The sequence below is a fragment of the Candidatus Moraniibacteriota bacterium genome, assembly GCA_028688415.1.
GTDB lineage: Bacteria > Patescibacteriota > Minisyncoccia > Moranbacterales > UBA1568 > UBA1568.
In genome coordinates this window covers 463501-476026 of the sequence record JAQTYF010000001.1, presented here as the reverse complement: position 1 = coordinate 476026, position 12526 = coordinate 463501, and the positions used below count along the sequence as shown (strand labels likewise).

General features: G+C 42.3%; 9 protein-coding genes. 6 read left to right on the top strand and 3 right to left on the bottom strand.

From position 1 onward, the window contains the following. Nucleotides 1–68: 68 nt before the first annotated feature. The gene (gene gatB, locus PHH40_02250) at nucleotides 69–1550 is read left to right on the top strand and encodes an Asp-tRNA(Asn)/Glu-tRNA(Gln) amidotransferase subunit GatB (protein MDD2766569.1); all 1482 of its coding nucleotides are present in this window, start codon (nucleotides 69–71) and stop codon (nucleotides 1548–1550) included. A 439-nt stretch (nucleotides 1551–1989) separates the two neighbouring features. On the opposite strand, the gene PHH40_02245 is transcribed toward gatB, so the two are convergent. From PHH40_02245 to PHH40_02235, 3 genes are all read right to left on the bottom strand, one after another. After that, nucleotides 1990–3006 (bottom strand): tRNA (adenosine(37)-N6)-dimethylallyltransferase MiaA, encoded by a 1017-nt coding sequence (locus PHH40_02245; protein MDD2766568.1) that lies wholly within the window; start codon nucleotides 3004–3006, stop codon nucleotides 1990–1992. An 86-nt stretch (nucleotides 3007–3092) separates the two neighbouring features. Beyond that, nucleotides 3093–3788, bottom strand: coding sequence for a hypothetical protein (locus PHH40_02240; GenBank protein MDD2766567.1), 696 nt, complete (start codon nucleotides 3786–3788; stop codon nucleotides 3093–3095). A 105-nt stretch (nucleotides 3789–3893) separates the two neighbouring features. Further along, on the bottom strand, nucleotides 3894–7367 hold the full coding sequence (locus PHH40_02235) for a DNA polymerase III subunit alpha (protein MDD2766566.1): 3474 nt from the start codon (nucleotides 7365–7367) through the stop codon (nucleotides 3894–3896). Nucleotides 7368–7886: 519 nt separating this feature from the next. Here PHH40_02235 and PHH40_02230 point away from each other — a divergent pair. The 5 genes from PHH40_02230 (at nucleotide 7887) to rnc (ending at nucleotide 12371) form a co-directional block, all read left to right on the top strand. After that, the gene (locus PHH40_02230) at nucleotides 7887–8603 is read left to right on the top strand and encodes a ribonuclease HII (GenBank protein ID MDD2766565.1); all 717 of its coding nucleotides are present in this window, start codon (nucleotides 7887–7889) and stop codon (nucleotides 8601–8603) included. Nucleotides 8604–8649: 46 nt separating this feature from the next. Continuing rightward, on the top strand, nucleotides 8650–10533 hold the full coding sequence (locus PHH40_02225) for a hypothetical protein (protein MDD2766564.1): 1884 nt from the start codon (nucleotides 8650–8652) through the stop codon (nucleotides 10531–10533). 281 nt (nucleotides 10534–10814) lie between these two features. After that, nucleotides 10815–11027 (top strand): 50S ribosomal protein L32, encoded by a 213-nt coding sequence (gene rpmF, locus PHH40_02220; GenBank protein MDD2766563.1) that lies wholly within the window; start codon nucleotides 10815–10817, stop codon nucleotides 11025–11027. Nucleotides 11028–11093: 66 nt separating this feature from the next. Further along, complete coding sequence (gene nusB, locus PHH40_02215) at nucleotides 11094–11624, top strand: transcription antitermination factor NusB (GenBank protein ID MDD2766562.1); 531 nt, start codon at nucleotides 11094–11096, stop codon at nucleotides 11622–11624. Between the two features lie 42 nt (nucleotides 11625–11666). Further along, nucleotides 11667–12371 carry a ribonuclease III gene (rnc, locus tag PHH40_02210; GenBank protein ID MDD2766561.1) on the top strand — a complete coding sequence of 235 codons (705 nt, stop codon included), beginning with the start codon at nucleotides 11667–11669 and terminating at the stop codon, nucleotides 12369–12371. Nucleotides 12372–12526 lie beyond the last annotated feature (155 nt).

Below are 12526 nucleotides of genomic sequence, written 5' to 3'. Positions count from 1 at the left end.
ATATGCAGATGGTGTTAGAATTGATGTGTAAGAATTTGTTTAATTGAAGAGTGTTTCTCAATATCTTTATGAAATACAACGTTACGATAGGAATGGAAATTCATGCAGAGCTGAAAACAGCTTCCAAGATGTTTTGTGCGTGCAAAAATGGACTCGGCGTGGAGACGGTACCAAATGTCAATATTTGTCCTGTCTGTACTGCTCAACCAGGAACTCTTCCTGTGCCGAATCGCAAAGCGATAGAAGCGGTCCAGCGCGTCGGTCTCGCTTTGAGCTGTACACTTCGTCTCAATTCCAAATTTGATCGAAAGAATTACTTCTATCCAGATATTCCAAAGGGGTATCAAATTTCTCAGTACGATGAACCGTTTTGTGAACACGGAGTGATGGAAATAGAAGATGGTGAGACCAAGAAATCATTTCGTATTACTCGTATCCATCTCGAAGAAGATACAGGAAAGTCGATGCATCCAACGGGAGAACATTTCACATTGGTGGATTTTAACCGTGCTGGTGTACCACTTATGGAGCTTGTCACCGAAGCTGATTTTTCGACAGGGAAAGATGTGCGATTATTCTGTCAGAAACTCCGTCAGACACTTCGCTATCTCGATGTATCAGATGCTGATATGGAAAAGGGTCAGATGCGTTGTGAGGTGAATATCTCACTTTATCCCGATGGAGCGGATCGATTGTCTGGTACCAAAGTAGAAGTGAAAAATATCAATTCATTTCGTTCTGTCGAACGTGCTATCGAATATGAGATTGTAAGACAGACGAGCGTGCTTGAGGCAGGAGAAAAACTCGTACAGGAAACCAGAGGATGGGACGAGGCAAAAAATCTCACTGTTTCTCAGCGGAAGAAAGAATCTGCTCATGACTATCGATATTTCCCGGAACCAGATATTCCTCCGTTTGAATTTGATTCAGAATACGTAGAGAAGTTGCGTGCGACACTGCCCGAATTGCCTGATGCGAAGCTTCATCGGTTTGTGACGGAATATGGTCTCCCTCTCGCGGATGTAGTGACACTGACAGACGATCATCATCTCGCAAATTATTTTGAAGCAGTAGCGAGTGAACTTGCTGAGAAGGTCAAGTCTCGAGAAGTCACCGTGCCATTTGAGCGCGCGATGAAACTCGCTTCCAATTATGTCCTCACTGAGTTACGAAAATATTTTACAGAGCACGGAGAAGATATTACGAATATCAAAATTACGCCAGAAAACTACGCAGAATTCATTGGCATTGTCGCCGAAGGAAAAATAAACTCCAGTGCTGCTCAGACAGTACTTGCGGAAATGTACAAAGGAGGAGATAATGATCCATCGCATATTATCGAACGATTGAATCTGTCTCAGATGAGCGATACTTCAGAATTGGAGACGATTGTCTCGTCAGTACTTTCTGCCAACGAAAAATCAGTGGCTGATTATCGCGCCGGCAAGCAGAATGCTTTCCAGTTTCTCATCGGGCAGGTGATGTCGGCTACGAAAGGGAAGGCCAATCCGAAAATCGTACAGGAATTATTGAAGAAGAAACTCAGCTAGCTGATAATTTCCGATCCACCTCTGGTGGAAAGAAAATAAAGGGGAAAGCCTGCCCGAATCGCTACGCTTCGCTTGCGAATCGTTGCGGGCGGGGCCAATCCGAAAGTTGTAGCAGATGTATTAAAAGAGAAACTGAAGTAGTCCGAAGAAGAAAAAAGTCTAAAAAGTTTTTTAGGGAGCCATTTGTTAAAACTGCTTTAACAAGGATCATCTAAAAACTTTTTAGACTTTTTTGATTTTTCTATTTGTAAGTAATACATTTCTATCACAAGCAATCTTCCTGGAGGTCATTCCGTCCGTCCAGCGACGGACTTCTCTTAATGGAGTTTTTTCGATCCGGTCGAAACGACCGGAACCATGCTCGAAAACCCTCCAATTCCTCCAGAAAAATTCTTGTGAAAAAATGTGAGTGATACTTTGAGAAAAGTATCTGAACGTTTTATGTGTTTTTTTTAAGAATTTCAGTAACTTCTTTCGGCTTGGTGACCCAGTGAATGGTGGCACCCATCTTCTCCCATCGCCTGAGCCAAGTGATCTGACGTTTTGCATAGTGTCTGATTTCAAAATTGAGACGCTCTTTCATTTTTTCTAGGGCGATTTTCTTTTGGAGAAAAAGTGCGACATATTTGTACTCGAGTCCAAAACTTTCAAGTCGCTTCCAGCTGATACCGTTTGCGCGGAGTGTTTCTATCTCGGCAATCATACCCTGTGCGAGTCTTTTTTCGAGACGAGCCTCGATATTTTTATGAAGTGTTTCTTGTGGTGGACAGAGAGCAATAATCACTGTGTCATTCCCGTGCCCGCCCGCAACGATTCGCGTAGCGATTCGGGCAGGAAGACGGGAATCCATGGATCCCCGATCAAGTCGGGGAAGACAACGAAGAGTAGGGACTGTCCCGAGAGCATCACAGATTTCGAGAGCGCGAATGAGACGGACTTTATTTTTTGCATCAATATTTTGTGCCCGGCTTGGATCCTTTTTTTGGAGTAAGAGAAAGAGTTCTTCCGCGGAAAGTTTGCTGAGTTTTTTCCGTAACAGTGTGTTTGGTTTGACGACCGGGAAGAGAGTGCCATCGATGAATGATTGCACCCAGAATCCTGTCCCACCACAAATAATAGGTATCTTTTCTCGGTTACGAATATCAATGATAATTTTCTTCGTATCACGGACGAAGTGGGTGACATTGTATGTCCTCTTAGGACTGGCCACATCGAGGAGATGATGAATAATTCCCTCTGAAAAGAACACTTCTTTTTTTGAAGACCCTTCGACAAGCTCAGAATGATTCACGACTTTGTCACGGATCACTTTTCCCGTTCCGATATCCATTCCACGGTAGACTTGGCGACTATCGGCGGAGATGATTTCGCCATTATATTTTTTTGCCAGAGCAATAGCCAAATCCGACTTCCCAGAAGCCGTCGGTCCGACGATCACAATAGTTTTATCATACATTTTTTTCATCCAGATAGTATGTCACAGTTTTCATTTTTGGCAAAGAAAAAGAGAGTTGGTCAGACTCTCAAAGTTTTTTCGACCGATTATTGTTCATCACCCCAGGCAGAGATGGCAGCGAGGGCGGAGAGGAAAATGAGTTGAGAAGAAGGAGAATCAATATTGTCTCCTGTCATGCTATACCCGACAGGTCTGTCGGAAGAGAGCTCTCTGTCTCTGTAGTCCGCACCCAAGAAAGTTCCACCACCATCAGAGACATATAAACATAAAAACCCTTCTTGATCAACGAAGGCTTTGAATTCTTCCGGCCTTACTGGATGATGGAGACGTCGTACGGCTTTTCTCATGGCCTCAGTTGCGATCTCACTTGCCTTGTCCCTATTATTTGCGAGGAGACATTTCATTTCATACGAAATATAGGCATCGAGTACATATCCCTTCAATTCGTTGACTGACCGCATGATTCCGTAAGTGACAAGCTGAAACTTGTCCGATTGAGTATCTTTTCTTACAGAGTCCAACGCACCAAATAAGACAGAGAGAGTTTTTTGAAGTGATTTGCAATCATCTCCTGACCAATCAGCAGGGAAAGGAAATTTGACATTGACCAGATCGTACCCCTTCGTTTTTACTTGAAAGTTTTTTGGTTGTATTTCTGTCTCACAAAAAGAAAGCATTCTTTGCCATGTCTCGAAGTGAACAAAAAGTTCCAGTCCATGTGGATTGTGAATTGAGGCGAGAGAATACCAACGAGGCACCTGATGTCTCGATCTCAGAGTCATAGCCATGAGAGGTCGTTCATTATTCATGATAATGCTCCTTGTAGAATGTGGAAAGTTGTTAAAGAATACCTTTTTATAGCGTTTTTCGTACAAAAGGTCAAGTGACTACGAAAGAGATTCGACACCATCGAGATTTTGTAACTGTATGAGATGTTCTTTTGTAGGAGCGATGGAAAATGTTGTTTCGATAACAGCATTTTGAATTTTGACGGCTACTTTCTGTGAACCTGCTGGAATGGTCTTGAGACATTGGGAGAGATGCTCGATAATTTTTTCTGGAGCATCTTTTTTGATAGTAATGAGAATGCGATTTCCTTCTTCTACTGATGATTTTCTCGTTGTACTTTTGGCTCGTGTAGCTTCAGCACGGGCAAATTGAGTGAGGGTACTTTCAGATATTTTTTCGACACCTTCGGCGATACAACGAAGTGCACCATCCTGTTGTGATATGCGAGCATCGACGATCACAACCTCTCCGTCTATCCAAGAATCTCCTGTACGTTCGGCTGTTTTCCCAAAGACGAGGATTTCGACGCGTCCTGTCATGTCTTCAAGACCGATAAAATACATCGTGTTCTGTTTCTTGGTAAGAATTTTTCGGATATCAGTGATGACTCCTCCGATACGGACACGACTGTCATCGGGTTGTTTCTCGAGGTCGTGTATCGATACGGTTGTTTTGTTGAAATAGGATCGATATTCACTCACGGGATGATCGCTTACATAGAGACCGAGGAGTTCCTTTTCCCATCCAAGCGTCATTTTTTTGGTAGCGATGAGAGCTGGAATCAATTTTATTTTACTTGTTTCCATGGTCATCTCTCCGAAGAGACTGCTTGAATGTGTTTCAGCAATCGTTTTGAGATTTTTCCCATATTGCAAGATAGCGTCAATACTCTCGAGGAGTTGATTTTTCTCACCAAAACCTTCGAGCGCACCGACTTTGATGAGTGCCTCGAGAGATTTTTTATTGAGATCTTTGGTTTTCACTCGTTCGACAAAATTCTCGAGCGAAATATATTTTCCGTTCCGTTTGCGTTCGAGTACGATTTCTTCAGCAACGACCGTCCCGACGTTTTTGATAGCATTGAGTCCAAATCGGACACGTTTGGTAGTGGTGTCTTTGGTGGCCACTACAGCAAATTCACCGAAACTTTCATTGATATGAGGAGCGAGTACTTCGATACCGATTTCTTTGGCTTCACGTACTTCGATGGCGATACGTTCGATGTTGTCCTGATCAGAAGTGAGAAGCGCTGCCATGAATTCTGCTGGATAATGCGCTTTGAGATAAGCAGTCTGGTATCCGATGAGAGCATAACAGGCGGCGTGAGAACGGTTGAATCCGTATCCAGCAAATGGCTCGATGAATGAGAAAACTTTTTCTGCTACTTTTTTCTGCACTCCATTTTTGATACAACCATCGATGAATTTTTCTCGTTGCTCGACGACGAGAGCGAGAATTTTTTTGCCGACCGCTTTACGGAGCACGTCAGCTTCACCATAACTGAATCCAGCCAATTCACGAGCGATCTGCATCAGCTGTTCCTGATATACAGCGACACCGTATGTGTTTTGGAGAATCGGTTCGAGTGAGGGATGGAGGTATTCGATTTTCTTTGTTCCATGTTTGCCACCGATGAAGTCAGGTATATAGTCCATCGGACCTGGACGATAGAGGGCGACCATTGCGATGATATCTTCGAAGATGGTCGGTTTGAGTTGTTTGAGATACCGTTTCATCCCAGAACTTTCCAACTGAAAAACACCAGTTGTGTGTGCTTCTTGAAGGAGTTTGAATGTGAGTGCATCATCGATAGGAATTTTTTCGATGTCGATCACTTCGTTTCGTGTTTTTTCGATGATACGAAGAGCATTCTGGATAATGGTGAGGTTTTTGAGTCCGAGAAAGTCCATCTTGAGCAAACCAATTTTTTCGACAGCAGCGCATTTGGTCGAGTTGGCATATTGCGTCACAACACCAACACGAGTACCGGATACACGTTGGAGGGGAGTGTATTCTGTGACAGGGTCTTTCGTAATCACGACACCACACGCGTGCATCGAAGCATGACGTACGAGACCTTCGACTTTCATAGCAGCGTCGATTAGTTTTTTCGCATCAGCATTCTCTGCATACCATTTTTTGAATTCTGGCACTTCAGCAAGAGCTTTGGTGATAGAAGTAAACATCGGAATCATCTTGGAAGTTTTGTCGCAAATGTCATAGGCAAATCCGAGAGCACGACCGACATCGCGTATCGCAGCGCGTGCTGCCATCGTCCCAAACGTGATGATCTGTGCGACGTGATCATTGCCATATTTCTCACGAACATAATTGAGCACATCATCACGGCGAGTATCTGCAAAGTCCATATCGATATCTGGCATTGAAATACGTTCAGGGTTCAAAAATCGTTCGAAGAGGAGGACATACTTGATCGGATCAAGATCGGTGATGCCTGTGAGATAGGCGACAAAGCTCCCTGCTGCCGATCCACGTCCGGGACCGACGACGACGCCATTTTCCTTTGCCCAGTTGACGAAATCTTGCACGATGAGGAAGTAAGATGCAAATCCTGTTTTTTCGATAACACCGAGCTCATAGTCCATACGACTTTTTTGTTCTTCGGTGATGGTTTGTCTCTCATAACGTTTCGTCAGTCCTATTTCACAGAGTTTACGTAAGAATGTATCTGCCGTCTCACCTTCTGGGAGAGGGAATGATGGGAGGTGATTTTCTCCGAGATGAATGGTGAAATCACAAGCATCGGCGATGACTTGTGTATTGGTAATAGCTTCTGGAAAGTCTCGGAAAATCTGAGTCATTTCTTCTTCCGAGCGCATCGAGAGATCGAGCGACATCATACTGAAACGTTCTTTGTCAGTCACTTTTTTGTTGTCTCGGATACAAAGGAGAATGTCTTGTATTTCTGCGTGTTCTTTCTTGACGTAGTGTACATCCGAGGCGGCAACTATTGGAATGCCTGTTTCACGATTGATTTGGATGAGTCCTTGGTTGGCAATCATCTGATTCTCATACTCGAAATTTGGTCCGAGTTCGAGATAGAAATTTCCTGTGCCAAATATGTCCTGATATTCGAGAGCAGCCATCTTGGCTCGTTCTTGATTGCCGTAGATGACTTCCGAAGGGACTTCTCCCTGGAGTGATCCTGAGAGTGCGATAAGTCCCTCGTGATATTGTCTCAGGAGTTTTTTGTCAGCTCTGGCCTTGTAGTAGAATCCATCGAGCTGAGCAATCGAAATGATTTTCATTAAATTCTTGTAGCCAGCTTCATTCTTGACGAGGAGTACGAGCTGATGACGACGACGATCCTCTGCTGTATTGTTTTTGCTTTCGAGATTCTCACAAACGAATATTTCTGCACCAAAAATTGGTTTGATGCCGACTTCCTTGGCCTTCATGTAGAACTCGACGGCACCATAGAGAGCAGAGGTGTCGGTAAGTGCGAGTGATGTCATGCCGTATTCTTTGGCCTGCGCCAAAAGTTCCTCGAGCTTCGGGAGTGCCGTGAGGAGGCTATAGTGTGAGTGAACGTGGAGATGAGTAAATTGCATAGCAATTTAATTTCTAATTATTAATTTCTAATTTCTAATATCTAATCAATATCTCAATATCAAATTTTTTTTAATTCAAAAACTTCGTTTAAAAGGGGAAATTGAAAATTAAAAAACCACGCAATAAAAAGAGCGGGGCAAGTTATTAGATATTAGGTATTGGGTATTAGACATTGCTTTCAGTTCTCTCATAGCCCGGAGGAACTCCATGGGTTTTGCAGAGAAATTTATTGTAAGAAAAGTATACCATCTCTCGAGAAAAAAGTGAAACCTTATTATCTCATAGGTATTGATCCATCAAAAGCCAATTTTTCATCATCGTTCCACCTCTCACAAGAGCTCTCAGTATTACGAAAAAAGCAGTCCCCAATCGACACAATCATAACTTCTTTTTTCGATCTGAGAGCTCTTGCTCAGTCAGTGTGGAAAGGATGCTGAGAAAATTCTTTTGATGGATCACTCTATTAGTGTAAGAGAGATACTTTTGAGAGTTTCTGCGATGTACGGTATACTTGACGTATGTTTGAAACAACGTTTGATAAAGAACAGAGTCTGATACGAGGGGATGGACAGCCACCCTTGTTTGTCATTGGCATCGATGAAGCAGGGAGGGGCCCGCTCGCAGGACCAGTCGTCGCGGGGGCAGTGTGCTATCGAGACCTCTCTTTCCAGATTCCAGAGGAACTCGCCAAAACGTTTGCACTCATCCGTGATTCCAAGAAGCTTTCTGAGAAAAAACGGGAAGAACTTTTTGATTTTATCCATGAATATTTTTACGTCGGTGTCGGCATCGTCAGTGCCGAAACGATTGATCGAGTGAATATTCTCCAGGCCACATTTCTCGCGATGAAAAGCGCTGTGTCACAACTGACGAAACAACTCCCTCGTGAATCAGTAGGAAACACTCATCTTTTGGTTGATGGTAATCAGCTTATTCCGAGTTATTCATCGTCACAAGAAGCGGTGGTAGGAGGGGATGGTATTGTGAAATCGATTGCTGCCGCATCTATCATCGCGAAAGTGACTCGTGATCGCATCATCGAAACAGCGGACAAGGAATATCCGGGGTATGGATTCGCACAGCACAAAGGCTATGGGACGAAAGTCCATATGGATGCCCTGCGTCATCTCGGCCCGTGTCCTATCCATCGAATGTCATTCCGCCCCGTCCTTCTCGCTCTTCCTGAGAATGTGAACAAACGATTCGCGAATGTACTCAAGCCAAAAAAACGGTAAAGATTTTCTGTGTTATGATAAACTTAATAATATCTTTCTATCCGTTATGCCCTCATTCGAATTCCAACCACCCAAAGAACAGTTGAAAGTAGAACTCCAAAAAATCTATCAAAAAATACTGAGCACTTCAGTTTCTCCTGAGAATGTCCAGACATTTTTTGATACTACATTAAATGAGCTTGTAGTATTGATTGAAAAAGCAGTGACTGAATACAAAAAAACACAGAGTGTCATTCCTCTTGTAGATGCAGAAGTGGAAAACAGAGCTCTACAAGCAATGAACATCCCCGATGTCACAGAAACCCTTCAGGCTGTCTCAGAAAGAGAGCAAACTATGACACAGCTACGGAACCTCATTGTTTCACAGACAGAGATGAGAGACACAGTCATTCTTCCTCCTCAAGAAGGAAAAGGCGGCATTATTTCTGGATCAGGTGCTGGAGTGGAACGAAAAAAACTCATACCACGTCTTCTTACCCTCCTCTATATACTCGAAAATGACCTTGGTTACACTCTTTCACAAGAAGGAGAAGAAACATCTATCCGTATTACAGAAGGAACCACAACAGATGAAATGATGCGACAGCACCCCTACTACAGAGTCTTGATAGAGTCTTTGAATAGAGTCGTCTATCTTTGTGAAGAAGAAGGAAATGCTTCATATATCCTTGATACAGAAGTTCTTGCTGTTCCGATTGAACAACTTGATGTTCGAAACAAAAATGCATTCAATGATTTGATCAAAGAGACTCCAGAAGCAGGCAGACGACTCATCCAGAGTCCTCTTTGGAGGAAGAAGATGGTTGCTTATCTTACAGAGGAGTTTTTTGCAGAGGTAAATAGTAAAGATGAAGGAGAAAAACAAACTACAGTAAATATTCCTCAATCTGATTTTGTGCCACGAGTTGAGGTGCCTCGGAAAAAGGCGGGATGGGAAAGTGCCAGTGGTCTTAGGGGAAAAATATCTTCAGATTATTATAAATCTATCATGGCATTCGTAGAACAATTTCGAGTTGAGCATCCGGAATGGTTCGAAAAACAGAAAGCGAGAGGCAAAGAAGCAGAACATTATCATCCTGATTTGGTGCAGAAAATAATGGAACATTTCACATCTGTTCCACAAAAGAAAGAAGGATGGGAAAGCGCGGGGAGTTTCCACAACAGAAAGATCGCAGATTTCTATGTTATCAAAACATTTGCAGAACAATTTCGAGTTGAACATCCAGAATGGTTCGAAAAACAGAAAACGAACTCTAAAGAAGCAGAACATTATCATCCCGAATTAGTGGAGAAAATAATGGAACATTTCACATCTATTCTACAAAAGAAGGAGGGATGGGAAAGCGCCAGCAGTCTTTGTAATAGAACATCTTCAGGTTATAAACCTATCGCAATCTTTGTAGAACAATTTCGAGTTGAACATCCAGAATGGTTCGAAAAACAGAAAGCAAGTGGAAAAGAAGCAGAACATTATCATCCCGAATTAGTGGAGAAAATAATGGAACATTTCACATCTATTCCACAAAAGAAGGAGGGATGGGAAAGCGCTAATGGTCTTCGTGATAAAATATCTTCAGATTATAAACCTATCGCAATCTTTGTAGAACAATTTCGAGTTGCACATCCAGAATGGTTCGAAAAACAGAAAAATAGAAATATGGAAGCAGAACATTATCATCCCGAATTAGTGGAGAAAATAATGGAACATTTCACATCTATTCCACAAAAGAAGGAGGGATGGGAAAGCGCTAGAAGTCTTCAGGGTAAAATATCTTCAAGTCATATATCTATCAAAAAATTTGTAGAACAATTTCGAGTTGCAAATCCAGAATGGTTCGAAAAACAGAAAACGAGAAGTAAAGAAGCAGAACATTATCATCCTGATCTTGTACAAAAGATAAAAGAGCATTTTCCTCCAAAAGGTGAATAAAGAATGAGCTCGTCTTTCCTGAAAATGTGAATAAACGATTCGCGAATGTACTCAAACCGAAGAAGAGATAAAACACAATTTTTAAAGCACAAAAACCAAACAAAGCACAAATATTCAAAACACAGAACCAAAACGTGTGCAGACGAGAATTTGTGCTTTGAGCGTTGGAATTTGTGTTCTGTTTGGTTTTTGTGTATTGAGTTTTGTGATTTGGTCTATCATCTTCTTGCCAAAAGTGAAAAGGGATGTTATAGTGGGAATGTTAATAATTTTCTACTGATATGGCAAACCCAAAACAGAGACATACCCATCATCGACGTGACCGTGCTCGTAAGCAGTATGATGTCCAATTGATCAATACCCAAGAATGCCCAAAATGCAAAGCTCGTGTGCTTTCTCACCGTGTTTGCCCTACTTGTGGCACCTACAAGGGGAAAGAAATGATCGATATGGCTCCAAAACTCAAATCCGAAAAAACAAAACAAGCTGCTTAAGGAAAAGAGCGGCCTTCTTTTTTGAATGAAAAGAGGCAAGAATTTTCTTCAGCTTTTTCAATAAAAATGGCAAACAGGCACCTTCAAAGATCAGTCGCGATGCAATCCCTCTTCGAGTGGGATTTTCAGGGTAAGCACGATGACAAATCTCGTGAGGTTTTGAAACGAAACATCGCTGAGTTCGCTCCTGGAATGGAAGAGTCTATTTTTGCTGAACACTTGATGGAAGGGACACTTCTCGAACGGTCTACTATCGACAAACTGATAGAAAAATGTGCTCCAGAGTGGCCTATTGATCAAATCACGGTTATCGATCGAAATATTCTCCGTCTTGGTATCTACGAACTCATGTTCGGGAATTATGATGAAGTTCCTCCAAAAGTCGCTATCAATGAAGCTATTGAACTCGCAAAAACATTTGGCAGTGATGCGAGCGCACGTTTCGTCAATGGAGTACTCGGAACTATCTATCGTGAGATGGGTGAGCCGATGAAAAATGATATCTCAGAGAATCACAAGAAAAATCTCGAGAAAGATGCCAAACAAGCAGAACAGAAAAAAGAGAAAAAACCTGTTGCGAAAAAAATCTCAAAGTAAAGCTTCGTCTGAAGCTTTTTTCTTCAAATAACGTGTGATTTTATGTCAGAAAAGAAAATAGATTTGGTACAACTGAAAAAAACACTTGGAATCGATATCGTGAATGTCGATCTCTTTCAGGAAGCTCTGACACATCGGTCCTATCTCAATGAACACAAAGAATATTCTCATCCTCACAATGAACGATTAGAATTTCTCGGAGATGCTGTGCTCGAACTTATCGTCACGCGGTATCTGTTTGATAACTTCAAAAACCCAGAAGGGGAACTCACGAGTTTTCGTGCCGCCCTCGTCAATGGCGATATGCTCGGGAAAATCGGTCATGAGTTGGGATTGCAAGATTTTCTTCTTATGAGTCGTGGGGAATCGAAAGATACGGGACGTGCTCGCACGTACCTCGTCGCCAATGCGATGGAATCCATCATCGGGGCGCTCTATATGGATCAGGGATATGATGCATCGAAACAATTTGTCGAAAAATATATTATCACAGCGCATATGAGTGAAGTCCTGACAGAAGGACTCTACACTGACCCGAAGAGTCGTTTCCAGGAATTGGCTCAAGAAAAAGTAGGTATCACGCCAAATTACCGTGTTTTGAAAGAATGGGGACCAGATCATGATCGACATTTTATCGCAGGAGTATTTCTTGCTGAAGAACTCATAGCTGAAGGTGAGGGTATTTCCAAGCAGGATGCTCAGCGTGAAGCCGCTCGTCAAGGACTCATCATCAAGGGCTGGGAATAAGAGACTTCATTCGATACCAAAATCCAAAAGAACGTGTGAAAGCACGTTTTTTCTTTTTGGGAGAAATGGGGTATACTGGAGGTAATTTCAAATTATAAATTCTAAATTTCAAAATATCCTCTTTTTGATGTTTTGGTCTTTGTTTCAAAATTTGA